Genomic DNA, 23,689 nt, shown 5'->3' with positions numbered 1-23,689 from the left:
GTAGACCCGAACTGCCACGCCGCTGGTCACTCTGGCTGGTTGCCCGCCGGCCCGCCGTGCTCGAACGGGCTGGCCACTCCCGCGTACGCCAGGTGCAGCAGCATCCCTTCTGCCGCGTGATCGAGGTTGTGGCAGTGGTCCATCCAGATGCCGGGGTTGTCGGCGCGTAGCGCCACCTCCCACACCTCGCCGGGCTGGACATCGAAGGTGTCGAGCCAGAGCGGCGATCCGGTCGGTGCGACGCCGTTGCGGGAGAGCACCAGCACGTGATGGCCGTGCGGATGCATCGGATGGGTGTCTGTGCCGCGGTTCACCACGGTGAGGTGCACCAAGTCGCCTTCGCTCACTTCGGTGGCCGGGATCAGCGGGTACACCGCGCCGTTGACGGTGTAGCCGAAGCCGGGCAGGCCGTTCATGAAGCGCATGGCGCGGTCGAGCACGAGGGTGTCGGTGACGTCGTATGGCCCGTCCATGTCGGATGTCGCGGCCGGGGTGCCGTACGTGAAGAGGTCGAGCTCGGGAAGCCCCGACGGCACGTCGGCGAGCGCCCGGCCACCGGGGGCGATCAGGTCGAGACCGATCTCCGGCGCGCTGGTCGTCCGCAGCGCCACCGCTGAGTCCGGCATGGTCAGCTGCACGTCGTAGCGGCCACCGGCAGGGATTCGGAGTGCCTGGTCCGCGACATCCGTTGGCCCACTGAGATCGCGGCCGTCGACGGCGACGACCCGGAACGGCGCTCCGGCCACGGTGAACCAGCGTGGCACCTGGTCGGTGTTGATCAGGCGCAGTCGCACCGGCTGACCCGGCACCACCTCCATAGTGTCGCGTTGGTCGCTGCCGCCGAGGAGGGTGGTCTCGCCGAAGGTGTGCAGCGGCAGGGTGAGGTCCACCTGCGCTGGGGCCGCAACCGGCAGCACCACCAGCGTGCCGTATAGCCCGCGGCGCACGCCCTCTGCGGAGTGCTGGTGGGTGTGGTACCAGTACGTGCCAGTGTCTTCTGCCACGAAACGGTAGGTGAATGATCTCCCGGGCAGCACGGCATTCTGCGTGACGCCGGCCACGCCGTCCTCACCGTTCGGCACGTCGACGCCGTGCCAGTGCACCGTGACCCCGCCCTCGATGTCGCGGTTGCGCAGTTCCACCTCGACGGTGTCGCCCTGGTGCACCACGATCGGCTGGCCGGGCACCGAGCCGTAGCTCCAGACATCCAGCGACGCCCCGGACGGCAGCTGCACCCGCTGCTGCTGCGCCTCCAGGGTGACGCGAACCGGGTTCTCGGTTTGGGCGGTCCGGATATCGGCGACGGAGACGGATGCCTCGGGCTCGACGGGTGCGGCGGCAATACCGTGCCCGTGGCTGGCGCTGGCCGCGGTCACCCCGGCCGCGGTGCCGAGCCAGCCGTACCCGGCGGATGCCAGCAGCGCCAGGACGGCGAGCGCGGCGAGGCCTCCGATCGTGCGCGGCGGCCGGTCAGAGAGCACCGCGGCGGTGATGGCGATGAGCAGCACCAGAAGCACCAGAACGCTGAGGGCGGCGAACAGGGTGAGCGGGTAGCCGGTGATGAGGGTCGTCACGACGCCGACGGCGGAGCCGTACCCGGCGGCCAACAGTGCGGTGGCTACCCGGGCCGGCGGAACAGACACCGGGCGGCGTCGAGTCCGGCGCACCAGCGGCGGCACCGCGATGACCAGGGCGACCAGTGCGGTGAGGGCGGCAACCGGCAGCGCCAGTAGCGCCTTCTCCTCGATGAACCACCAGCCGGCCTCCCGCACGGCGATGACGATCAGGATGCGGCCGACGACGGTCAGGGTCCCCAGCAGAGCGAAGCCGAGGGTCAGGCGTGGGCCCCATCGGCTGGCGGAGTTGCGGGCGACGACAATGCCGGAGGCCAGCCAGAGCGCGGCCCCGACGACGCAGAGTGCGAGGTCGAGGCCGAGCAGTGACTGGTGTGACATGGGTGGGACTAGTGCAGGGTCATCGCGTGACGGGAGTGACGTCGCGCTCCCTGTCCACTGTGGCGCTGCCGGTGGCGATCAGGCGACGCGCCCGCTGGATCAGCATGTAGCTGACCACGAACGCCGCAAGTCCCACGATGGCGTGGAAGCCCAGCATGATCGACGCAGCGACGGGAATTTCTCCGCCCCCCTCCGCGCCGGTGACCGCCCCGGTGATTATGAACAGCACGGTCTGGAACAGGATGAGCGCCAGCGGCACGACGGACAGCCCGATGGTGCGCCCGCCCGCCCGGGCAAGCGCGGCACCGATGATGACCAGCAGCGCGAGGATCGGCAGCACGAAGCGGCCGTTCATTCCATGCAGGAAGAACCCTTCCTCGACGTCGGTGGAGAAGACGGCGTACGCCGCGAAGTAGAACTGCACGGTGAGCGAGATGATCAACAGGATGGTGAGAACGAGAAACAGCTTGCGCATGACAGTGACTCCCGAGTTTGGTCACCGGTCGAGGGTGTGACCGCGACGATCGCCGGAGACCGCGCCTCCCCCACCAGTGGGTCTCGACGCACAGTACCCCTAAATGGGGTGAAGCACTATCCCCCGATTTCCGGAATGTCAATCCCTGACCGCCGATGTTAGGAAGTCTCACAGCATTCACCGGCGGTCGCCCTTGAGACCAGCCGGGGGCGGGCGTACCGTCAGCATCAGACATCCCGCCGGTGAGAGGAGTCTCTCGTGTACTACTCCGATGACAGCGATCAGCTGCCGCCGCTGCCGGACTGCGGTCCGCGTGACGGACGGCACGGTGTCGACTGCGACGAGAGCTATGACCCGTACCCCGAGACACGGATGGGGGTCGGCTCCGTGAACGCTCTCACCGTGAGCATGGAAGACGCCCGCCTGCATTTGACCGCGCTGGTGGGTCGGGTGGAGCAGGGTGACCAGGTGATCATCACGCGCGACGGCATCCCTGTCGCCCGCCTGGTGTCGGTCGTTCCGACGGCGGGGAGTGAACCAGGCGACTTTTCCGCGGTGGAACCGGTCACCGCCGTGCCCGCCATGCCAGCGCTTGGCCGCCACAAACCGAAGGAGCCCAGCATCTACATCGATCACGGCGCTCATCTGCTCGAACTCCCGGACGGCGGCCCCCGTGATGGGCGGCATGGGGTCGACCGCGACAGAGGCTTCACGCCGTCTGACTCGTGAGCATCCGCAAGCACGCCGTCGTGCACGGACGGGTGCAGGGCGTCGGCTTCCGGTACGCCGCGCAGGATGAAGCCGTCCGTCTGGGCCTCACCGGGTACGTGCGCAACCGGTCGGATGGCGCGGTGGAGGCCGAGATCGAGGGAGACGCGGCATCCGTCACCCGGCTGCTGGACTGGCTGCACGACGGCCCACCCGGCGCGCACGTCAAGAAGGTCACGGTGACCGACGTGGACCCGCACGGGAGCACCGAATTTCGCATCACCTGGTGACATCAGGCGTAGGCATCGGGTGGGATCCACCGCACGCCACGGCGGTGGCTCAGCAGCAGCCCGCGCAGACGGACGTGCTGCGCGGTGCAGGAATCGCTGATCGCGCGGGCCCACTCGATGTCGATCGGCGTCAGTATCTCGCTCGCGTGACGTTCAATCACGACGATGACGGATGCCGCGTCGAGCACGTCAACGGCTTCGTGGATGCTCTCCACCACCGTGGTCAGTTGCGCGGTTGGGCGTTCCGGTCGGTCGAGCGGAATCAGCATCGGCAACTGGATCTCTTCCTCGTCGAGGAAGAGGAACCACAGTTGCCGGCTGATGGCGCGACCGACGAGGTCGCCGACGCGCTGTTCGATCAGCGCGTCGCTTGTCAGGGGCTCGAAGGTGGTGTCCTCGTATCTGGGTGGCTTCATGTCGCCCAGACTGCGCGTCATCCGGTCAGGTCTGGTCAGATTCCTCGCGCCTGTGGAGAGTTCCCGCCTGTGCATAAGCCGGAGCTCGGCACCCCCGCACGCGGCCTCACTCCAGGTCTTCGAGCAGGTCGCGGCACGCCTGCTGGCAGCGGCGGCACGCTTCGCCGCAGATGCGACAGTGCTCGTGCATGTCGGCGTGGCTCTCGCATTCGTCCGCGCAGGTGGAGCACGCGGTGATGCACCCGGCGAGCGCGGCGGCCAGCAGGTTGCTGTCGGGGGCGGTCTGTCGGGTCAGCACCTTGCCGGTAGCGGCGCAGATGTCGGCGCAGTCGAGGTCGGTGCGGATACAGCGCACCAGATCGGCGACCATCTCTTCGCCGAGGCAGGCGTCGGCGCAGGCCGTGCAGGCGGCGGCGCACTCGAAGCATGCGTCGATCGCGGTCGCTAGCGCCGCGGCATCCGCCACTTCTTGAGGATTCGCATCGAGCATGTCTCTGGTGACGGTCATGGCTCTTCTCCATCCGAATCGGCGGAGCGCGCGTCGCTGCACTGCTCCGGCGTGATTCCACGGTACGCCGCGGCCTGCCACTGGTCGAGCGCCGTCCGTCGGTCGAGACCCTCACCAGTGATTGCCGAAGCACCCACTCGCGGTTATCGTGACGCCATGGACGACAGAGACAATCCCGACAATCCGTCGCTGGTGCCCGACCTGGACGACGAGCTCGACGCCGAGCCCGACACCACCGACTTCGACGCCGAGCAGGACAAGCGCGCCGACCAGCCCGGCGGAGCTCTGTCGCCCGGCACCACCGCGACGGGGAGCCCGACCGGACGGGCTTGATGCGTCGATCGAGCCTGTTTATAACGGATGCTTGACAAGACCGTTATCGATAGTGATAACGTTCTCAATTATGAGATCAAAACCACTGGCGAAGGCCGACGTCCTGCTGCATCCGCAGCGCATGGCGATCCTGCGCGCGCTCGGAACGGACTCTCGCACGACGAAGGAGTTGGCCGCGGCCCTGCCGACACTGCCGCAGGCCACCCTGTACCGGCACCTCAACTCCCTGCTTGAGGCAGGTCTCGTCGAGGTCGTCGAGCAGCACCAGGTTCGGGGCGCGGTGGAGCGCACCTACGCCATGGCTCGCAGCGCCGCCGTCCTGACTGCCGAGGATCTCGCGAACGCAACCCGCGAAGATCACTTCCGGTACTTCGCCACCTTCGTGGCCAGCCTGCTCGGTGAATACGGGCACTACCTTGAGCGCCCGGAGATCGACCTGGTCGCCGACGGGGTGGGCGCCCGCGAGTACGTGCTCAACCTGACCGACAGCGAACTGCTCGAACTGCTCGCCGAGATCCGCGCCGCGCTCAATGCGCGCGTCGACAACAAACGCACCGCCGACCGCACGCCTCGCCTCATCGGAACCGTCACGATGCCGGTTGACCGCCCGAACGGAGCCTGACGTGACCGACCTCGCTGCCCTCGCCACGCGCACCCGGATGACCGTACCGCTCATGCTGATCGCGCCGCTCATCGCCGCCGCAGTGCTGATCGCCGTCATCGGCTCCCCGCAATGGCTGCCGCTCGCCCTCGGCGCTGCCGGCTGGATGCTCGCGCTGGTGCTGCGGCAGCCGGTCGCCCTGATCGCCATGAAACTGGCTGGCAAGGACCGGGCGATGACCATCGTCGGCTGGTTCTCCGGTCCGGCGGAAGAGCTCGTCCGCCTGGCGCTGGTCCTCCTCGCCATTGACACCCTCGACGACGTCCTGTGGGCCGGCTGGGGTTGGGCCGCCATCGAGGTGCTGTTCATCGTCGTCAACATGTTCGTGCTCGCCAGCATGATGACAAAGGATGACCCGAAGTCGCTTGAGGCCCAACAGGCGCTGCGCGACCTCGGCATGACCGAGCCGCAGAACGGATTCTGGGGAGCGCTCGAGCGCGTGAGCGCCACCGCGCTTCACCTCGGCTTCACGCTGCTGCTGTTCGCCTCACCCTGGCTCGTGCTGGTCACCCTGCCCGTGCACTCGGTGATCAACATGAGCGCCGTGCGGTTCGGGAAGACCCACCTGGCCGCGACCGAGATCGTGCTGGTCGTCGTCGGTGCCGTTGCACTCGGCGCCGGCCTCGCGCTCACCGTTCTATAAACCTCCCGAATCCGCACTCCTCGTCACCCTCAAGCGCACCCGCACCTCCTACCCAGAAGGACATCCCCATGACGAACCTTTCTTCAGCGCGGCCGAAAACCCGGCGAATGCACCCGATCGCCCTCTTCCTGCTGCTCTCGCTTGGGCTCGCCTGGCTCATCGCGTCGCCGCTCTGGCTGAGCGGCCAGGGCCTGGCCACCCCCGGCGCGTTGCCCCTGCTCGTCGTGATGATGTTCGTGCCGGCCATTGCCGCCCGGGTCACCGAATGGCTGCTGCCAAGCGGCGAGCGCTTCGCCCGACTCACCACACTCCGCCCGCGCCGTCCGTTCCGCCGGATGCTGCCATACATCGTCATCGCCTGGCTCGGCCCGATCCTGCTGACCGTCGCCGCGCTCGGAGTCGCCGCCGCCCTCGGTGTGTTCCAGGTTGACCTCGTCGGCTTCAGCGGACTCGCCGCGTACCTCGACACCCTTCCCGGCGACCAGCCCATCCCGGCCCAGACGCTGGCCGTCGTGCAGATGGCAGCGCTGCTCGTGGCCCCGCTGATCAATGTCATTCCCGCGCTCGGTGAGGAACTCGGCTGGCGCGGCTGGCTGCAGCCCCGCCTGGCCGACCGCTTCGGGCAGTGGGGCGCCGCGCTGCTCACCGGGGTGATCTGGGGGCTCTGGCATGCGCCGGTGATCCTGCTCGGCTACAACTACCCGGGTTACCCCGCGGTGGCCGCCCTCGTCTTCATGATCGTCGCCTGCATCCTGATGTCGGTGCTGTTCGGCTGGGTGAGCGATGCCTCGGGAACCGTCTGGATGGCCGCCCTCGCCCACGGCTTCATCAACGGCGCGGGCGGTCTCGGTGCCCTCATCGTCGCCGCCGGCCACCAGATCGACCCTGCGGCGACCGGCGTGCTCGGCTACACCGGCTGGCTAGTGATGGCAGCGCTCATCGCCATCCTGGTGGTGACCCGGCAGTTCCCGGTCAGGGCCCGCCAGTCAGCGTCGCACGCGGCGCTGCAAGCACCGCTGCCGGCCGTCGCGAGCGACTAACGCGCCAGGAACTCGCGCGCCAGAATCGCGTACACGCCGGTATCGGCCCACTCGCCTTTGAACCGCAGGTCCTCCACGAAGCGCGCCTCCTCACGCATCCCGAGCCGTCGGCACAGCGCCACCGAGGGGTCGTTCCGCGGGTCGAGCTCGGCGACCACCCGATGCAGCCGCATCACCCGGAACGCGACATCCAGCATCGCGGATGCCGCCTCGCTGGCGTAACCCTGCCCCTGGTGGTCGGGGTGCAGGCTCCAGCCAATCTCAGCGCTCTGGTTGGCGACGCTCTTGATGGTGAAGTAGAGATCGCCGAGCACGCGACGGTCGCTGCGGCGTTCCACCGCCAGCTGCAGGTAGTCGCTGTCCTGCTCCAGGCGGCTGTGCTGCGACCACTCCGCGACCTTCGCGACCACCGTGGCGTGGTCGCGGGGCTCGTACAGCATGTAGCGGCAGACATCTTCGCGGGATTGGTAGGAATGCACCACGTCGACGTCCTGGTCGGTGAGCATCCGCAGGCTGACCCGGTCGGCCTCCAGTGGCGCGCTGAACTCGTACGGGATCACCGCGCTACCCCGGCTGTTGTCATGGCGAGGAGCCTATCGCCCCGGTCAGAGCCCTTATCGGACGGGCGGGGGCAGAGGTAGCCAGCCTGAAGCATCGTTGGGGCCCGTCGGTATGTGCCTGGGCAGAGGCGGCCAGCCGGAAGCGCCGTGCGCGCTGGCTGGTGCGCCGCCCCACGATGTATTACACAACGCGCAGTGGAGCATGCCATCGGACGTGCGCATGTGAGCTTCATAGTTCTCACACATCGGACATTCGGTCATTTCGTAGGCCACTGTTGTGATGCCCTTCTCTGCGTGTGCGTCGTTAGCGGTTTCGGGTGGCCTTCACCATTCCCGGCAGGACACCCACGAGAAAGCACAGGCCAGCGATCATCAGCGCGGTGGGGAACATTGTGAACATTGCGTCGATACCGCCAGCGGCCGTTGATGCGACTTGCGGGTCCGAGAGCCCGGATACCCGCATGCCAAGGCCCAGTGCAATCGCCGCGGTGGGAAACGCCACCCCGATGAAGACGGCGCCCGGCTTCTTCCGGATCAGCCCGATGTAGATTAGCCCGATACTGACAGCGCAAATGATGGGAACCAGGAACACGAGGATCATGGTCCCTGCCGCTGCTGCGAACGACTGTGTCAACATCTCGATCATTCTTGCGCTCCCACGTTTGGCAGCGTCCTTCGGAAGCCGAAAGCGCTTCACGTACCGTATCGCTTGCGCGAAAAGCGCACGATTCCCCGTCCGGGTGCCACTGAAGTTCGTGCGGCCGACCGGAAATGACGGAGGCGGCGCCAGCGAGTGGGCGCCTGCGGAGGACATGCGGCGACACGCCGTCCAAAAGTGACACGACACGCCGGGGTGTTCGCAGCATGCCCTCCGGAACGCACGCTTCAGGGCGGCCCACGAGCATCCGTCGCGCGCCGTGGGTCCTACTCGCCCCAGCGAGCGACCGTCCACACGGTTGTCCAGCACCTTGACGCCCTCCCCGACCGCCGATCACACTGAGGCGGCGAGAGGAGCGCCATGACGGATGTCGCGGACCGTGTCAGCCAAGCTGTCAGCCAAGCCGCCCAGCGCGCCTTCGGCTGGCCGGGTCTTCGCCCCGGCCAGCTCGACGCCATCGAAGCGCTCCTGAACCACACCGACGTGCTCGCGGTGATGCCCACCGGCTACGGCAAGTCCGCCATCTACCAACTCGCCGGGCTGCTGAACGACGGGCCAACCCTCGTCGTCTCCCCGCTCATCGCCCTGCAGAACGATCAGGTGGCGGGGCTGAATGACGCGCCCGATGCGCCGGACGCCGTCGCGGTCAACTCCGGCAACAGCGACGGGGAGAACGACGACGCCTGGCAGCGCTACGAAGCGGGCGACGCCGAGTTCCTGTTGCTCTCCCCCGAGCAACTGGCGAAACCCGAGGTCATCCAGCGCCTGCGCAGCAAGCGGCCCACCCTGTTCGTGGTCGACGAGGCGCACTGCGTGTCGTCGTGGGGTCACGACTTCCGGCCCGACTATCTGCGCCTCGGCGAGGTGATCGACCAGCTCGGACACCCGACCGTCTGCGCCCTCACCGCCACCGGATCCGCACCGGTGCGTGACGAGATCGTCGACCGCCTGCACCTGCGCCAGCCGCTTGTGCTCACCCGCGGCTTCGACCGCCCGAACCTGCGGCTCGAGGTTCAGCGGCATTCCGATGACCGGGAGAGACGCGACGCCGTGATCGAGCAGGTGCTGGCGCTGCCGAAACCGGGGCTGCTCTACGTCTCGACGCGCCGAGACTCGGAACGGTATGCGACCGCGTTGAGCGAGCGTGGGCTCGCGGCATCCGCCTATCACGCCGGTCTTCGCTCCAGTCTGCGCGAGCAGGTGCACGAGGCGTTCCTCGACGACCGGCTCGACGTGGTGGTGGCGACCAGCGCCTTCGGCATGGGCATCGACAAGCGGAACGTGCGCTTCGTGGTGCACGCCGCCATCACCGAGTCGCTCGACGCCTACTACCAGGAGATCGGCCGCGCCGGCCGCGCCGCCGCACCCGCCACCACCACGCTGCACTACCGGCAGGAAGATCTCGGACTGCGCAGCTTCTTCGCCTCCGGAGCCCCCGACCCCGCCGACCTCGCCCGCGTATTCGCCACACTCGCGGCATCCGATTCGCCGATGAAACTGGCCGACCTCGCCAGCCGGCTCGACCTCGGCACGCGACGTGCCAGCAGCCTGGTCAATCTGCTGCAGGAGGCGGATGTCGCCAACTCCGGTCGACGCGGAGTGCGGGCCACCGCCCGCATCGAGCCGCAACGCGCCGCCGAACGCGCCCTCGAGGCCGCCGAGTCGCGGGAACGGATCGAGCAGTCCCGCCTGGCCATGATGCGCAATTACGCCGAGACTCTCGGATGTCGCCGACAGTTCCTGCTCGGATACTTCGGTGAGCACCTGGACGAGCCGTGCGGCAACTGCGACACCTGCGCCTCGGGCAGAGCGGCCGAGTTCGATGACCCGGACTCGATCGCCGCCGAGCCGTTCCCGCTGCAGGCAGCGGTGAGACACCCCGACTGGGGTGACGGTGTGGTCATGCGAAACGAAGACGACCGGGTCACCGTGTTCTTCGAACAGGAGGGCTACAAGGTGCTCTCCCGGCGCGCGATCGAGAAGCACGATCTGCTGCGGGTGCGGTAGCTGAGCGTCTGCCGGAAACCTGGCGCGGTGGGCGGGCGGCGCGTTTAGCGTTGCCTCAAAGAGGAGGGAACCATGAGCGACACCGATAAGAACCAACCCGACGGGGTCACCGATACCGGCCCAACCGCACCGGAAGAACCGCAGCCGCCGGCTCCCGAGGAACCACAGCCATTGGCGCCCAACGAGCCGCAGCCCCACGCACCGGATGAACCGCAGCCACTCGTGCCGGATGAACCCACAGTCCCTCTGGACGACGCCCACTCTGCCAGCAGGGAGCTGACCGAGGACGAGAAGGACCGCCGCGACCGGCACAACTGAGACGAGGAGCTGACAATGACCGATCGCAATGACGACGGCGCCGCGGCAGACGGCACCATCCACCAGAGGGACGGCGACGACATCAGTCCCAGCGACGACATCGTCGACATCGAGATCGAGGATGACGAGGACGTCACCGCGTACGACGCAGAAGGCAACGACTACTTCGTCGAAGACGACATCGTCAACGAGGCGGCCGTGCTCCCCGACGACATCGACCTCGACGATGCCGATCTCACAAACATCGACCTCGACACCGATCTTGACGACACCGAACTCGACACCGTCGTCCCCGAAGACATCACCTTCGAAGACACCGACCTCGACAACACCGATCTTGAGAACACCGACGACGCCGGACGAACCGCCGACTGACGATCTCGCGCACTCGGCCGCCCACGCCGACGCTGACCACCGCGATTGTCCCCCTGACAATCGCGGTGGTCGGAGGTAGCATCCGAGAGGGTGGGGGTGCCGTATCGACGCGTCAGCACCAGCTGGCGCGCGGCAACTCCGGGCTGGATGACATCACATGATGAACATGACCATGCAGATGATGGAGATGCACCAGAAGGACATGCCGATGCAGGGCATGGACATGTCGGTGATGCAGGAGTGTATCGAAGCCTGTTCGGCCGCCGAGCAGGCATGCAGCATGTGCGCCGGCATGATGAGCGGCGCCGACATGTCGATGTGCGTGAACATGTGCATGAACACGGCAGACGTCACCAACACGATGATGCGGATGATGATGCGCCCGAACGGCATGCACATGGCGAGCTTCTCGTCGATGATGCAAGCCACGATGGACATGTGCACCGCCGCCGCTGACGAGTGCATGAAGTTCGCCGAGATGCACGACGACGCCCGAATGTGCGCCGAAGTCTGCCGTCAGTGCGCGATGGCCTGCCAGAAGATGATGGACGCCATGAAAGGCATGATGCCCGCCAGCTAGCGCCCGGATCTCACTCCGCAGAATCTGTCGCCGATCCCGGATCGGCAGACCCTAGCTTCGAGTTGCCTACAGCTTGAAGACGCTGACTCGCGCGCTGCCCACGGCGAGCGCGTTGTACAGCGTGTGCAACGCCACCGGCTGACCCGGCGTGACCGTGGCGGTGAGGTCTTCGTGATTCCACAGCCAGACGGTGCCGCCGCCGTTGAGCGCGCCGTCGGTGACTGTGCCGTCGTTGACCACGCCGTCAAGCAGGTCGATGGCGATCCAGCCGTCGGATGTCGCGTGCCGCACGATCGCGTCGGCCCACTTGCTCGGAGTCGCCGCCACCACTGCCCGCTGAATGCTCTGCATCGTGTGACCGGCCCCCTGGTTGACGCACGCGCTGCCACCTTCGGCGTGGTTGCACTGCATGGTGTGAACCACTCGCGTGAGATTCGTCATCCTGACCTCCTTTACGATGCCGCTGCAATTACTGCTGCTGACGGGCGACGCCGATATGGCGTTTCAAGGAGTGTAGGTTTCTCGGGCCGGGGCGTCATCTTGGGCTGTCACATTGTGAAACACAAGCACGGAGCGGTTCTCAACTCCGCTCCGAGCGGGCCTTTCCCGCGTTCGCAGAGCGGCCCTCGGTTTACCCGCCGTAAACTTGTTGCCGATATTCTCCGCGCGGTAGCCACCACCTCGCGGGGCGACAGGAGATGCGCAGTGACGGTTACAACAACGAAGGCCTTACTGCTCTCCTCGGACCGCACTCCGCCGGAGCGCACCCTGATCGACGTGCTGCGGGCAACCGCGCGCTCGCATCCGCAGGCCTCGGCGCTGGCCGACACGATGGGCTCCCTGAGCTACCGCGAACTGTTGCGCGAGGTCAACGCCTCGGCCGCCAGGCTCAGCCTCGCCGGCGTCCGCCGCGGTGACCGTGTCGGCATCCGCATTCCGTCCGGGACGCGCACGCTGTACATCTCGATCCTCGCTGTCATGGCGGCGGGGGGCAGTTACGTGCCGGTCGACGCCGATGACCCGGAAGAGCGCGCGGACCTGGTGTTCCGGGAGGGCGGTGTGGTGGGCGTGATCGGCGCCGACGGCCTGCTCACCGTGTACGGTGACCGCGCCCCCGCCGAACTTGATGATCGGGAACCGCCGGCCAGCGGCATCCCGAATCTCGGCTCCCCGACCGGCAGCATGCCGATGGTGGGCACCGTCGAACCCGATGACGACGCCTGGGTGATCTTCACCTCCGGCTCGACCGGTGTGCCCAAGGGGGTATCGGTGTCCCATCGCTCGGCCGCGGCGTTCGTCGACGCCGAGGCACGCATGTTCCTGCAGGATGATCCGATCGGACCGGGCGACCGGGTTCTCGCGGGACTGTCCGTGGCCTTCGACGCCTCGTGCGAGGAGATGTGGCTGGCCTGGCGCCACGGCGCCTGCCTGGTTCCCGCGCCGCGTTCCTTGGTGCGCTCCGGCGTCGACCTCGGCCCGTGGCTGATCGCCCACAGCATCACCATCGTCTCCACCGTGCCGACCCTCGCCGCGCTGTGGCCGCCGGAGTCGCTGGAGCTGGTGCGCCTGCTGATCTTCGGTGGCGAGGCCTGCCCGCCCGAACTCGCCGCCCGCCTCGCGGTCGAGGGCCGCGAAGTGTGGAACACGTACGGCCCCACCGAGGCCACCGTGGTGGCCTGCGGCGCGAAACTGACCGGCGAATCCCCGGTGCGGATCGGCTTGCCGCTTGATGGCTGGGATCTGGCCGTGGTGGATGCCGAGGGCAACCCGGTCGGCGAAGGCGAGGTCGGCGAGCTGATCATCGGCGGCGTGGGACTTGCCCGCTACCTGGATCCGGCGAAGGATGCCGAGAAGTATGCGCCGATGCCGACGCTCGGGTGGACGCGCGCCTACCGGTCCGGCGACCTGGTGCGCTTCGAGTCGGAGGGGCTGATCTTCCAAGGCCGCGCCGACGACCAGATCAAGCTCGGCGGCCGCCGCATCGAACTCGGCGAGATCGATGCCGCCCTCAGCCAATTGCCCGGCGTCGCCGGCGGCGCCACCGTGGTGCAGACCACTCCGGCCGGCAACAAGATCCTGGTCGGATACATCGCCCCGATCGATCCGACCGCCCCGTTCGACACGGATGCCGCGATGACCCGGCTGCGGGAGGAACTGCCCGCCTCGAACGTGCCGCTGCTCGCGCTCGTCGACTCGCTGCCGACCCGCACCTCGGGCAAGGTCGACCGGGCCGCCCTGCCCTGGCCTCTGCCGAACCTGACCGTGGACGCGGCAGCACTGACCCCCACCGCCGGGTGGATCGCCGAGCACTGGACCAACATCCTGGGCATGCCGGTCACCTCACCGGATGACGACTTCTTCGGCCACGGCGGCGGCTCACTGACCGCCGCCCAGCTGATCTCCGCGATCCGAGCCCGGGTTCCGGAAGCCCGGGTCACCGACATCTACGACCACCCGAGGATCGGCGCGCTGGCCGCTGAGCTCGACTCCCGCGTGCCGAGCGACGCCCGCGAGCCGCGCACGGTCACCCCGACCGGACGCGGCACCCAGCTCGCGCAGACCCTGCTCGGCATCCCGCTGCACGTGCTCGTCGGCCTGCGCTGGACCATCTACCTGCTGACCGCGAACAACGTGCTCGCGCTGGTGAGCCCGATGCCGTGGGTGCCCACCGTGTCATGGTGGTGGCTGATCGCCGGGTTCCTGCTGTTCGTCACGCCGTTCGGACGGATGGGGATCGCCGTGGTGGCCGCCCGGCTGCTGCTACGCGGTGTCACCGAGGGAACCTACCCGCGCGGAGGCAGCGTGCACCTGCGACTCTGGCTGGCCGAACAAGTGGCGCAGCTGGCGGGCGCGGCGAACCTCGCGGGCGCCCCGTGGATCAGCTACTACGCACGAGCCCTGGGCGCGAAGATCGGCCCAGACGTCGCGCTGCACTCCCTACCGCCGATCACCGGCATGCTGAAGATCGGCGCAGGTGCCTCGATCGAACCGGAGGTCGACCTGTCGGGCTACTGGATCGACGGCGACCTGCTGCGCCTCGGCGCCATCGGCATCGGCGCCGAAGCCACCGTCGGGGCGCGCAGCATCCTGCTGCCCGGCACACGCGTCGGCAAGGGATCCGAGATCGCCGCCGGCTCCGCGGTGCACGCCAGGGTCCCGGCCGGGCAGCTCTGGGCCGGGTCACCGGCCGAGCGCACCGGCAAGGCCAAACACGACTGGCCCCAGCAGCGCCCGCCGCGCGGCAGCCGCTGGGTGCCCGTGTTCGGCCTCAGCTCGATCTTGCTCGCCGCGCTCCCCGCGGTCAGCGTGGTGCTCGGTGCGTTGGTCGTCGGAGCCGGCATCCAGGGTTCGGCCACCCTCGGCGAGGCGGCCCTGCGCGCGCTGGTCTGGCTTCCGGTGGCCGTCGCGGTTGCCGGTGTCGCCTACGCGCTGCTGGTCGTGATCGTGGTGCGGCTGCTCGGCATCGGCCTCCGACCCGGCCACTACCCGGTGCGCAGCAGGGTGGGTTGGCAGGTCTGGGGCACCGAACGGCTGCTGGATGCTGCCCGCACCCTGCTCTTCCCGTTCTACGCGAGCCTGTTCACGCCGACCTGGTTGCGGTTACTCGGGGCGAAGGTCGGCCGTAACGTGGAGGTGTCCACGGTGTTGCTGGTGCCGAGCCTGACCACGATCAACGACCATGCGTTCCTCGCCGACGACACCATGATCGGCTCGTACGAGCTCGGGCACGGCTGGCTGCGCATTGGCGCGGTAAAGGTCGGCCGGCGTGCGTTCCTCGGCAACTCCGGCATGACTGCGCCCGGTCGGTCGGTGCCGAAGAACGGCCTGGTCGCGGTGCTGTCGGCCACCCCGCGCAAGGCCAAGTCTGGGTCGTCCTGGCTCGGCAACCCTCCGGTGCGGTTGCGGCGCGCGGTCGCTGAGTTCGACGAGACGCGCACCTTCGACCCGCCCCGCCGCCTGAAGCTGGCCAGGCTGTTGTGGGAGTTGTGCCGGTTCGTCCCCGTGGTTGTCACCACCGCGATCGGCCTCGGCGTGCTGGTGGTGCTCGAGTGGATGCTCGCCGAATGGGGTGCCTGGTGGGCGATTGCCCTGTCCGGCGCGGTGATGCTCGCCGCCGGGGCGGTGGCCGCCGGTATCACCACTGCCGCGAAATGGCTGCTCGTCGGTCGCATTGCGGCCCGCGAGCATCCGCTCTGGTCGTCGTTCATCTGGCGCAACGAGGTGTCGGACACCTTCGTTGAGATGGTGGCGGCCCCGTGGTTCGCGGTGCCGGCGACCGGCACCCCGGCGCTCGCCTGGTGGCTGCGCTCGCTTGGCGCGAAGATCGGCCGTGGCGTCTGGTGCGAGTCGTACTGGCTGCCCGAGGCCGACCTGGTGCGACTCGGCGACGGCGCCACCGTGAACCGCGGCTGCGTCGTGCAGACCCACCTGTTCCATGACCGGGTGATGCAGCTCGACACCGTGGAGATCGACACAGGCGGCACCCTCGGCCCGCAAAGCGTGATCCTGCCGGCCGCCGCGATCGGCGCCGGCGCCACCGTCGGACCGGCCTCACTGGTGATGCGCGGCGAGTTCGTGCCCGACTCCACCCGCTGGGCAGGCAACCCGATCGCACCCTGGGCCGACCCGGAGTCCCGGGCGTGACAGACTCGACGACCGTGAAAGCGCTCAACTCCTCTGCCGGTCCGACCGCCGTCGACCCGTACGTGCCTGGCAGCGGAAACCGCGGATATTCGGTGCGTCACTACGACCTCGACATTGACTACCGGGTGGCGAACAACCGGTTCATCGGCATCGCCACGATCAGCGCGGATGCCTCGGAGCGACTCGAGACGTTCACCCTCGACCTGGTCGGCCTGGTCGCGGCGAAGGTGTCGGTGAACGGCCAGCGCGCCGCCCGGTTCCTGGACGTATCCGGCAAACTGACCATCACACCGGCGAGGCCCATCGACGCGGGCGCAGCGTTCACGGTGACCGTGCGGTACTCGGGGTCGCCCGGCCCACGCCGCAGCCCGTGGGGCGACGTCGGCTGGGAAGAGCTGTCGGAGGGGGTGCTCGTCGCCAGCCAGCCGAACGGGGCACCCACCTGGTTCCCGTGCAACGACCGGCCGGCCGACAAGTCCACCTACCGCATCGCCGTGACGGCGGAGACGCCGTACCGGGTGATCGCGAACGGCAAGCTCGTGGCATCCCGAGTCAAGGCCAGCCGCACCCAGTGGGTATACGAGGTGACCGAGCCGATGGCGCCCTACCTGGCGACCGTGCAGATCGGGTACTACTCGGCGCACCCGTTGACGACCGCCCCGCTCGGCCAGGTGCCGATGAAGGCGTGGATCCCCGCCGACCTGGCACCGGAGTTCGCATCCGACTTCGCCGATCAGCCGGCGATGATGGCCACCTTCGAGCGCATGTTCGGCCCGTACCCGTTCCCCGACTACACCGTGGTGGTGACCGACGACGACCTGGAGATCCCACTCGAGGCGCACGGCATGTCGATCTTCGGACGCAACCACGTCGACGGGCTGAAGGGCGAGTACCGGCTGGTCGCGCACGAACTGGCGCACTCCTGGTTCGGCAACAGCCTCACCGCCGCATCGTGGCAGCACATCTGGCTGCATGAGGGGTTCGCCTGCTACGCCGAATGGTTGTGGGCAGAGGACTCCGGCCGGTGGAGCGCGCACCGCCTGGCCACGCACTACTGGACGAAGCTGAGCACGCTGCGCCAGGACATCTTGCTTGGCGATCCCGGCCCCGAGCTGATGTTCGATGACCGGGTGTACAAACGCGGCGCGCTCACCCTGCACGCGCTGCGGCTGACGATGGGCGACGACGCGTTCTTCGCCATGCTGCGCGCCTGGACCGTGCGACATCGCCACGGCACCGTCACCACCGAGCAGTTCATGGAGCACGCCGCGGGGTTCACCGCGCGGCCGCTGGCGCGGCTGTTCCGGGCCTGGCTGTTTGACCGTTCGCTGCCGCGGCTGCCGCGTGGGCATGTGTGACTGGCGGCCGACGCTGACCAACCGGCGGGCGTGACTAGCGGGCGACCTGCACCGTGACCGGCGTCGTGCTGAGAAGCGCGACGGCCGCCAGCACGCCCGCCGCGAGCGGGAACACGCTGATCTGCGGCGGTTCGCGCAGCGCAAGCTGATCCGGCCAGGCGGCGAGCGCGACCGCTCCGCGGGCGGAGACCGTCAGCTCGAGTGCGGCGTGGTCGATGGTCAGGCCCTGCCCGGTGGCCTTCAGCACCGCTTCCTTCGCGGTCCAGAGCAGGGTGCGCCGCTCGGCCCGCTCGGCGTCGGGCAGCCGCAGCAGCGCGGCCTGCTCGCGGGGATGCAGGTCGATCGGGGCGCGCGCCACCCGGTCAACCCGTTCGATATCGAGGCCCAGCGGCGCGACATCCGTCACCGCCACCGCTTCCAGACCCACGGTGCGACTGAGACTGGCCTGCAGCGGCGAGCCGGCGGCCGTTCGCGGCGCGGCCACCTGCGGCTTGCCGTGCTGGGCGCTGCCGCAGCGTGCGCAGTGCACGGTGAGCTGTACCGCGGATGCCGGCACCCCGGCGAACGCCGCCACCGAGTCGACCAGCAGTTCGTGGTCGCGGGTATCCGCGTGACGCAGGGCGACGCGGATGACGGGGACGGGCATGCCATCCATTGTGCCGCGCCCGGCTGGGCTGGTGCCGGTGCCGGTGCCGGTGCCCGAACCGGGCGGGCCGTCAGGCGTCAGCCGTCAGGCGTCAGGCGTCAGGCGTCAGGCGTCAGGCGTCGGGGAGCTTCTTTCCGGGGTTGAGCAGTCCGGCAGGGTCGAGTGCCCGTTTGATCGCCCACTGCGCGTCGAGCACGTCTGGGCCGAGTTCCTGCCTCGCCTGTTCTCGTTTCAGCACGCCGATGCCGTGCTCGCCCGTCGTGGTGCCGCCCAGGGACAGGGCCAGGTCGATGATGCGGCCGTATGCCTCGATGGCGAGGTCCACGCCAGCCCGGTCGGCAGGGTCGTAGCAGACGACCGGATGCAGGTTTCCGTCGCCGAGGTGACCGCCGGTCGCGATGGCGATGCCCAGTTCGTCGCTGAGCAGCCGGATGCCGCGCAGCAGCGCGGGCAGCTGCGAGCGGGGCACGGCGACGTCCTCGTTCAGGCTCGCCCCCTTCACCGCGCGCACCGCGGCGTGCAACAGCCGCCGGGCGGCCATCACGTGCCCGAGCGACTCCTGGTCGTGCGCGATCTCGACCAGGGTGGCGCCGTGCTCGGTGGCGATCGCCGCGTAGGCGTCGGCATCCGCGTCTGCGCGTCCGGTCGCGTCGGACTGCAGCAGCAGCACCCCTTCGGCAGTTTGCGGCAGAACGGATGTCGCGTCGTACGCGGTGATCGCCGCGACGCAGCCCCGGTCGAGGTACTCGAGCACGCTCGGGCGTCGGGCGCCTGCCATGATCGCGTCGGCGGCGGCGAGCGCGGCCGCCTCGGTGGGGAATGCGGCGAGCACTCCGCTGGAGGGGCCGGGTTTCGGCAGCAGCGCGACGGTGACCTCGGTGATGATGCCGAGGGTGCCCTCCGACCCCACGAACAGCGAGGTGAGATCCAGCCCTGCGACGCCCTTGACCGTACGGTGACCGGTGCGCAGCACCCGGCCGTCGGCGAGCACCACGGTCAGCTGCCGCACGAAGTCCCCGGTCACCCCGTACTTGACGCATCGCATGCCGCCGGCGTTGGTGGCGACGTTGCCGCCGATGGTGGAGGTCTCGTAGGAGCCCGGGTCGGGCGGGTAGAACAGTCCCGCGGCATCCGCTGCCCTGTCCAAATCGATCGTGAGCACGCCCGCCTGCACGGTGGCCACCTGGTCGGCGGTGTCGACCTCGAGGATGCGGGTCATCCGCTCGGTGGATAGCAGCAGCGCGCCGGCACTGGCGTTCGCGGCTCCGGCGAGCCCGGTGCGGGCGCCCTGCGGCACGATCGGCACGCCGTGTGCGGCGGCGGCGATGACCACCGCGGCCACCTGCTCGGTGCTGGTCGGCAGCGCGACCGCGAGCGGTTCACCGATCGCCGTGCCGTCCGAGCGGTCCCGCAGGTACTCGGTGGCCGCGTCGCCGGTGAGTATCTGATCGGAATCGAGGGTTTGCGCGAGATCGTGGAGGAAGTCGGTCACGGGTACTAGTCTGCTGCGTTCCGGAGGTCGGCGTTTGAGCCACCCTGTCGGGATTGAGCCACTCTGCCGCGCCGGTGAGGGCGTTTGAGCCTCCCTGCTGCGGGGCGTGAGGGCGTTTGAGCCACCCTGTCGGGATTGAGCCAGCGCGCGGTGGCTCAATCGCGACAAGCTGGATCAGACGCGGCCTGGGCTATCCGGCGGGGGCCTCCGGCTGCCCGGCTCACGGCTAGGCGACCCCAGCCTCCGCGGACCCCACCTCTCGGGCCCCAGCCCCCGGCACCCCGGCTCCCGGCGACTCGGAGAGCGGGATCTCCTGGATGAAGAATGCGAGCACGAACGCGACAGCCACGATCGGCACCCCGATCAGGAACACCGGCGGAAGCGCTACCGCGAACGCGTGCGCGATGGCCTCCCTCGCACCGGCCGGAAGCGCCCGCAGCACCGCGGGGCTGAGCGCGTTGATGTCGCGCACCGGCGCCCCAGCACCCGAGGGCAACTGCTCGGCGAGCCGGGAGATGAAGATCGACCCGAACAGCGAGATGCCGAAGGTCGCGGCGATCTGGCGGAAGTAGTTCGTCGTCGACGTTCCGGTGCCCATCACCGCGCGCGGCAGACTGTTCTGCACGATCAGCACCAGATTCTGCATCATGCAGCCGACGCCGAGACCGATCACCAGCATCCCGAGTGCGGTAAACCAGTACGGCGTGCTGTCCGAGATGCGGGACAGCAGCAGCAGGCCGGTGGCGAGGATAACCGGGCCGATGATCGGGTACACCTTGTACCGCCCGGTTCGCGAGATCAGCTGCCCGGTGCCGATCGACGCAATCAGCATGCCCGCCGTCATCGGCAGCATCATCAGCCCGGATGCGGTGGCGCTCACCCCGTTGACCATCTGCAGGAACGTCGGCAGGTAGGCGATCGTCGAGAACATGGCGATGCCGACGGCCATGCCGATCAGGGTCGACAGGGTGAAGTTGCGGTTGCGGAACAGCGCCAGCGGCATGATCGGTTCGGCCGCCCGGCGTTCGACCAGCACGAACAGCACAGCGGCCACGAGCGCAGTGCCGCCCAGGCCGATGATCACCGGGCTGTTCCAGCCGTAGGTCATGCCACCCCAACTGGTCAGCAGAATGATGGCGGTGCTTGCGACGGCCAGCAGCACCGTGCCCACGTAGTCCAACCTGACCCTGCGGGGCTCCGGGCGCGGGGTGTGCAGCGAGGTCATGATCACCGCGATGGCGAGCGCGCCGATCGGCAGGTTGATGTAGAAGATCCAGCGCCAATCCCAGTTGTCGGTGATGAACCCGCCCAGCAGCGGACCGCTCACCGAGGCCACCCCGAACGCTGCACCGATCAATCCCATGTAGCGGCCGCGGTCCCGCGGCGAGACCACGTCGCCGAGGATCGCCTGCGCGCCGATGAACAGGCCGCCACCGCCGATGCCCTGCAGCGCGCGGAACACGATCAGCTGGGTCATGTCCTGAGCCAGCCCCGAGAGCACCGAGCCGAGCAGGAAGATGCCGATCGCGATTAAGAACACGTACTTGCGGCCGAACAGGTCGCCGAGCTTGCCGTAGATCGGCAGGCCAATGGTCGCCGCCAGAATGTACGCGGTGATCACCCACGAGATGTGCTGCAGCCCGTTCAGGTCTCCGACAATGGTGGGCAATGCCGTGGCGACGATGGTCTGATCCAGAGCGGCGAGCAGCACGGCGAGGATCAGGCCGAGGAAGGTCAACCGGAGCTGTCGCTTCGAGAGTTCTGCGGTTGGCACGGCGGCCACCTTCGATGACACGGATTCCAGTATGCGCAGCCGCACCCCGCGCGTCGAGGGGATGTCGGCTGTTCCTGTCAAGCTGTAAGGATGACCGACACCCGTGCTGACGCCCTCGACATCCTGCGAACCCTGGTTGGCTCGGATGCCGCAGACTTTCACGACGGCCAGTTCGAGGCCATCCAGACCCTCGTCGACGATCGCCGGCGGGCGTTGGTGGTGCAGCGCACCGGCTGGGGCAAGTCGGCGGTGTACTTCGTGGCAACGCTGCTGTTGCGACGGCGCGGCGCCGGCCCGACCATCCTGGTCTCGCCGCTGCTTGCGCTGATGCGTGACCAGGTGGCGGCAGCCGCCCGGGCCGGTGTGCGCGCCGTGTCGATCAACTCGTCGAACTCGCACGAGTGGTCCGACGTGCTCACCCGGTTGCAGCGCGACGAGGTCGACGTGCTGCTGGTGTCGCCGGAGCGGCTGAACAACCCGTCGTTCCGCGACGAGCAGCTGCCCGCGCTGATCGAGCGGGTGGGGCTGCTGGTGGTCGACGAGGCGCACTGCATCTCGGACTGGGGCCACGACTTCCGGCCCGACTACCGCCGGCTGCGCGACCTGATCGGCCAACTGCCGGCCGGCGTTCCGGTACTCGCCACCACGGCCACGGCGAATAGCCGTGTGGTGACGGATGTCGCGGAGCAGCTCGGCACGGACTCGACAAGTACCGACGGGACGGGTGTCACCACCATCCGCGGCCCGCTCGCCCGCGCCTCGCTGCGGCTGGGGGTACTGCGGCTGCCGAACTCCGGGCAACGGCTGGCCTGGCTGCTCAGCCACCTCGGCGACCTGCCGGGCAGCGGCATCATCTACGCGCTCACCGTGTCGGCCGCCGAAGACACCGCCCGGCTGTTGCGCGACGCCGGTCACGCGGTGCGGGCGTACACCGGGCAGACCGACCCGGCCGAGCGGGAGCAGCTCGAGCAGCAGCTGAAGACCAACGAGGTGAAGGCGCTCGTCGCCACCAGCGCCCTCGGTATGGGCTTCGACAAACCCGACCTCGGCTTCGTGCTGCACCTGGGCGCGCCCTCCTCCCCCGTCGCCTACTACCAGCAGGTGGGCCGCGCCGGTCGCGCCACCGACAACGCCGACGTGCTGCTGCTGCCCGGTGTCGAAGACGAGGCGATCTGGCAGTACTTCGCCACCGCGTCGATGCCCGACGAACGCCGCGCCACCGCGGTGATCAGCGCGCTCGGCAGCGAGCCGATCTCCACGCCCGCTCTTGAGGCACTCGTTGACCTGCGCCGCACCCCGCTGGAGCTGCTGCTCAAGGTGCTCGACGTCGACGGCGCGGTGCGCCGGGTCAAGGGCGGCTGGGTCGCCACCGGCGAACCGTGGGTGTACGACGCGGAACGCTACACCCGCATCGCCGCCGCCCGGGCCGCCGAGCAGCAGGCGATGCTCGACTACGAAACGACCGGCGGATGTCGCATGGAGTTTCTGCAGCGCGCCCTCGATGACGACACCGCGGTGCCGTGCGGACGCTGCGACAACTGCGCCGGCTCCTGGTTCCCTCGGGAGGTTCAGTCGGATGCGGCGGCCACCGCGGCGAAGTCACTCGACCGGGTCGGCGTGGTGATCGACCCGCGCGCCCAGTGGCCGGTGGGAACCTCGCTCGGCGTGCGCGGCAACATCCCGCCGGCCGAACGGCTGCGGCCCGGCCGGGCGCTTGCCCGGTTGAGCGACCTGGGTTGGGGCGGGCCGTTGCGGGCACTGTTCGCACCGGGGGCGGAGGATGCTCCGGCAAGCGCCGCGCTGATCGACGGCTGCGTGCGGGTGCTGGCCGAATGGGACTGGCAGGCACGCCCGGCCGCCGTGGTGAGCATGCCATCGCGGCGACATCCGTTACTCGTCGAATCCGTCGCCCGCGGCCTCGCCAGCGCCGGACGGCTGCCCTACGTCGGCGCGCTCGAGCTGGTCGACGGTGGACCGCGCGGTGAACCGGGCGGCAACAGCGCCTACCGGCTCTCCTCGGTGTGGGGTCGTTTCGCGGTGCCGTTCGAGCTGCCGGCGGGACCCGTGCTGCTGGTCGACGACCTGGTCGACAGCCGGTGGACCCTCACCGTGGCCGGCCGGCTGCTGCGCCAGGCCGGCGCCGGCGCCGTGCTGCCGTTCGCCCTCGCTCAGCAGGGGTAATCGTCGGCTGGTTTGAAGCCTGAGCCCGTACTATGACCACGACCTGAGCAAGCTCCCAACGAAGGAG

Annotated in this window: 23 protein-coding genes; 13 read left to right on the top strand and 10 right to left on the bottom strand. The window is 68.8% G+C overall.

Features of this window, described 5'->3' with window-relative positions; genetic code table 11:
* Window positions 1–26: 26 nt before the first annotated feature.
* Together HCT51_RS05365 and HCT51_RS05360 are read right to left on the bottom strand one after the other, a co-directional pair.
* On the bottom strand, window positions 27–1,955 hold the full coding sequence (locus HCT51_RS05365; RefSeq protein ID WP_224760686.1) for a multicopper oxidase family protein: 1,929 nt from the start codon (window positions 1,953–1,955) through the stop codon (window positions 27–29).
* 19 nt (window positions 1,956–1,974) lie between these two features.
* On the bottom strand, window positions 1,975–2,430 hold the full coding sequence (locus HCT51_RS05360) for a DUF6220 domain-containing protein (RefSeq protein WP_166871038.1): 456 nt from the start codon (window positions 2,428–2,430) through the stop codon (window positions 1,975–1,977).
* A 258-nt stretch (window positions 2,431–2,688) separates the two neighbouring features.
* Here HCT51_RS05360 and HCT51_RS05355 point away from each other — a divergent pair, with 258 nt between their 5' ends.
* Complete coding sequence (locus HCT51_RS05355; RefSeq protein WP_166871035.1) at window positions 2,689–3,159, top strand: type II toxin-antitoxin system Phd/YefM family antitoxin; 471 nt, start codon at window positions 2,689–2,691, stop codon at window positions 3,157–3,159.
* Window positions 3,156–3,428 carry an acylphosphatase gene (locus tag HCT51_RS05350; RefSeq protein ID WP_166871032.1) on the top strand — a complete coding sequence of 91 codons (273 nt, stop codon included), beginning with the start codon at window positions 3,156–3,158 and terminating at the stop codon, window positions 3,426–3,428. Before HCT51_RS05355 ends, HCT51_RS05350 begins: the two co-directional genes overlap by 4 nt.
* 2 nt (window positions 3,429–3,430) lie before the next feature.
* Here the strand turns inward: HCT51_RS05350 and HCT51_RS05345 are convergent, their stop codons facing one another.
* Both HCT51_RS05345 and HCT51_RS05340 read right to left on the bottom strand, forming a co-directional pair.
* The gene (locus tag HCT51_RS05345; RefSeq protein WP_166871030.1) at window positions 3,431–3,844 is read right to left on the bottom strand and encodes a hypothetical protein; all 414 of its coding nucleotides are present in this window, start codon (window positions 3,842–3,844) and stop codon (window positions 3,431–3,433) included.
* Window positions 3,845–3,950: 106 nt separating this feature from the next.
* Complete coding sequence (locus HCT51_RS05340) at window positions 3,951–4,352, bottom strand: four-helix bundle copper-binding protein (RefSeq protein WP_166871027.1); 402 nt, start codon at window positions 4,350–4,352, stop codon at window positions 3,951–3,953.
* Between the two features lie 156 nt (window positions 4,353–4,508).
* Here HCT51_RS05340 and HCT51_RS05335 point away from each other — a divergent pair, with 156 nt between their 5' ends.
* From HCT51_RS05335 to HCT51_RS05320, 4 genes are all read left to right on the top strand, one after another.
* Window positions 4,509–4,685 carry a hypothetical protein gene (locus tag HCT51_RS05335; protein ID WP_166871025.1) on the top strand — a complete coding sequence of 59 codons (177 nt, stop codon included), beginning with the start codon at window positions 4,509–4,511 and terminating at the stop codon, window positions 4,683–4,685.
* Between the two features lie 70 nt (window positions 4,686–4,755).
* The gene (locus HCT51_RS05330; protein ID WP_166871023.1) at window positions 4,756–5,307 is read left to right on the top strand and encodes a helix-turn-helix domain-containing protein; all 552 of its coding nucleotides are present in this window, start codon (window positions 4,756–4,758) and stop codon (window positions 5,305–5,307) included.
* 1 nt (window position 5,308) lies between these two features.
* Window positions 5,309–5,989 (top strand): hypothetical protein, encoded by a 681-nt coding sequence (locus tag HCT51_RS05325; protein ID WP_166871021.1) that lies wholly within the window; start codon window positions 5,309–5,311, stop codon window positions 5,987–5,989.
* Between the two features lie 68 nt (window positions 5,990–6,057).
* A complete protein-coding gene (locus tag HCT51_RS05320) occupies window positions 6,058–7,029 on the top strand; it encodes a CPBP family intramembrane glutamic endopeptidase (protein WP_166871019.1) in 972 nt (323 codons plus the stop codon).
* Here the strand turns inward: HCT51_RS05320 and HCT51_RS05315 are convergent.
* Entirely contained in the window at window positions 7,026–7,589 is a 564-nt protein-coding gene (locus tag HCT51_RS05315; RefSeq protein WP_166871016.1) for a GNAT family N-acetyltransferase, read from the bottom strand. The two genes, HCT51_RS05320 and HCT51_RS05315, sit on opposite strands and share 4 nt — an antisense overlap.
* 304 nt (window positions 7,590–7,893) lie before the next feature.
* The gene (locus HCT51_RS05310; protein ID WP_166871015.1) at window positions 7,894–8,235 is read right to left on the bottom strand and encodes a hypothetical protein; all 342 of its coding nucleotides are present in this window, start codon (window positions 8,233–8,235) and stop codon (window positions 7,894–7,896) included.
* 372 nt (window positions 8,236–8,607) lie between these two features.
* Between HCT51_RS05310 and HCT51_RS05305 the strand changes: the two genes are divergently transcribed.
* From HCT51_RS05305 to HCT51_RS05290, 4 genes are all read left to right on the top strand, one after another.
* Complete coding sequence (locus HCT51_RS05305) at window positions 8,608–10,254, top strand: RecQ family ATP-dependent DNA helicase (RefSeq protein ID WP_166871013.1); 1,647 nt, start codon at window positions 8,608–8,610, stop codon at window positions 10,252–10,254.
* 72 nt (window positions 10,255–10,326) lie between these two features.
* Entirely contained in the window at window positions 10,327–10,572 is a 246-nt protein-coding gene (locus tag HCT51_RS05300) for a hypothetical protein (RefSeq protein WP_166871011.1), read from the top strand.
* A gap of 15 nt (window positions 10,573–10,587) precedes the next feature.
* On the top strand, window positions 10,588–10,947 hold the full coding sequence (locus HCT51_RS05295; RefSeq protein WP_166871009.1) for a hypothetical protein: 360 nt from the start codon (window positions 10,588–10,590) through the stop codon (window positions 10,945–10,947).
* Window positions 10,948–11,113: 166 nt separating this feature from the next.
* Window positions 11,114–11,527, top strand: coding sequence for a four-helix bundle copper-binding protein (locus HCT51_RS05290; protein WP_224760685.1), 414 nt, complete (start codon window positions 11,114–11,116; stop codon window positions 11,525–11,527).
* 66 nt (window positions 11,528–11,593) lie between these two features.
* On the opposite strand, the gene HCT51_RS05285 is transcribed toward HCT51_RS05290, so the two are convergent.
* Entirely contained in the window at window positions 11,594–11,968 is a 375-nt protein-coding gene (locus HCT51_RS05285) for a hypothetical protein (RefSeq protein ID WP_166871005.1), read from the bottom strand.
* Between the two features lie 264 nt (window positions 11,969–12,232).
* Between HCT51_RS05285 and HCT51_RS05280 the strand changes: the two genes are divergently transcribed.
* Window positions 12,233–16,171 (top strand): Pls/PosA family non-ribosomal peptide synthetase, encoded by a 3,939-nt coding sequence (locus tag HCT51_RS05280; RefSeq protein WP_224760684.1) that lies wholly within the window; start codon window positions 12,233–12,235, stop codon window positions 16,169–16,171.
* Window positions 16,168–17,529, top strand: coding sequence for a M1 family metallopeptidase (locus tag HCT51_RS05275; protein ID WP_224760683.1), 1,362 nt, complete (start codon window positions 16,168–16,170; stop codon window positions 17,527–17,529). The genes HCT51_RS05280 and HCT51_RS05275 overlap by 4 nt, the downstream gene beginning before the upstream one ends.
* A 34-nt stretch (window positions 17,530–17,563) precedes the next feature.
* On the opposite strand, the gene HCT51_RS05270 is transcribed toward HCT51_RS05275, so the two are convergent.
* The 3 genes from HCT51_RS05270 to HCT51_RS05260 all read right to left on the bottom strand — a co-directional run bounded on the left by HCT51_RS05270 (window position 17,564) and on the right by HCT51_RS05260 (window position 21,522).
* A complete protein-coding gene (locus tag HCT51_RS05270) occupies window positions 17,564–18,175 on the bottom strand; it encodes a 4'-phosphopantetheinyl transferase family protein (RefSeq protein ID WP_166871003.1) in 612 nt (203 codons plus the stop codon).
* A 112-nt stretch (window positions 18,176–18,287) separates the two neighbouring features.
* Window positions 18,288–19,667, bottom strand: coding sequence for an FAD-binding oxidoreductase (locus HCT51_RS05265; RefSeq protein ID WP_166871001.1), 1,380 nt, complete (start codon window positions 19,665–19,667; stop codon window positions 18,288–18,290).
* 226 nt (window positions 19,668–19,893) lie between these two features.
* Window positions 19,894–21,522, bottom strand: coding sequence for an MDR family MFS transporter (locus HCT51_RS05260; RefSeq protein WP_224760682.1), 1,629 nt, complete (start codon window positions 21,520–21,522; stop codon window positions 19,894–19,896).
* A gap of 9 nt (window positions 21,523–21,531) precedes the next feature.
* Between HCT51_RS05260 and HCT51_RS05255 the strand changes: the two genes are divergently transcribed.
* The gene (locus HCT51_RS05255; protein WP_166870999.1) at window positions 21,532–23,622 is read left to right on the top strand and encodes a RecQ family ATP-dependent DNA helicase; all 2,091 of its coding nucleotides are present in this window, start codon (window positions 21,532–21,534) and stop codon (window positions 23,620–23,622) included.
* Window positions 23,623–23,689 lie beyond the last annotated feature (67 nt).

Origin of the sequence: Salinibacterium sp. ZJ450 (assembly GCF_011751885.2) — a bacterium.
Lineage (GTDB): Bacteria > Actinomycetota > Actinomycetes > Actinomycetales > Microbacteriaceae > Ruicaihuangia.
This window is presented reverse-complemented; position numbering and strand designations above follow the sequence as displayed.

Bases quoted from the DNA above. Each gene is read 5' to 3' on its own strand.
- HCT51_RS05365 (WP_224760686.1), bottom strand. From the start codon at position 1,955: ATGTCACACCAGTCACTGCTCGGCCTCGACCTCGCACTCTGCGTCGTC.
- HCT51_RS05360 (WP_166871038.1), bottom strand. From the start codon at position 2,430: ATGCGCAAGCTGTTTCTCGTTCTCACCATCCTGTTGATCATCTCGCTC.
- HCT51_RS05345 (WP_166871030.1), bottom strand. From the start codon at position 3,844: ATGAAGCCACCCAGATACGAGGACACCACCTTCGAGCCCCTGACAAGC.
- HCT51_RS05340 (WP_166871027.1), bottom strand. From the start codon at position 4,352: ATGACCGTCACCAGAGACATGCTCGATGCGAATCCTCAAGAAGTGGCG.
- HCT51_RS05335 (WP_166871025.1), top strand. From the start codon at position 4,509: ATGGACGACAGAGACAATCCCGACAATCCGTCGCTGGTGCCCGACCTG.
- HCT51_RS05330 (WP_166871023.1), top strand. From the start codon at position 4,756: ATGAGATCAAAACCACTGGCGAAGGCCGACGTCCTGCTGCATCCGCAG.
- HCT51_RS05320 (WP_166871019.1), top strand. From the start codon at position 6,058: ATGACGAACCTTTCTTCAGCGCGGCCGAAAACCCGGCGAATGCACCCG.
- HCT51_RS05310 (WP_166871015.1), bottom strand. From the start codon at position 8,235: ATGATCGAGATGTTGACACAGTCGTTCGCAGCAGCGGCAGGGACCATG.
- HCT51_RS05305 (WP_166871013.1), top strand. From the start codon at position 8,608: ATGACGGATGTCGCGGACCGTGTCAGCCAAGCTGTCAGCCAAGCCGCC.
- HCT51_RS05300 (WP_166871011.1), top strand. From the start codon at position 10,327: ATGAGCGACACCGATAAGAACCAACCCGACGGGGTCACCGATACCGGC.
- HCT51_RS05295 (WP_166871009.1), top strand. From the start codon at position 10,588: ATGACCGATCGCAATGACGACGGCGCCGCGGCAGACGGCACCATCCAC.
- HCT51_RS05290 (WP_224760685.1), top strand. From the start codon at position 11,114: ATGACCATGCAGATGATGGAGATGCACCAGAAGGACATGCCGATGCAG.
- HCT51_RS05285 (WP_166871005.1), bottom strand. From the start codon at position 11,968: ATGACGAATCTCACGCGAGTGGTTCACACCATGCAGTGCAACCACGCC.
- HCT51_RS05270 (WP_166871003.1), bottom strand. From the start codon at position 18,175: ATGCCCGTCCCCGTCATCCGCGTCGCCCTGCGTCACGCGGATACCCGC.
- HCT51_RS05255 (WP_166870999.1), top strand. From the start codon at position 21,532: ATGACCGACACCCGTGCTGACGCCCTCGACATCCTGCGAACCCTGGTT.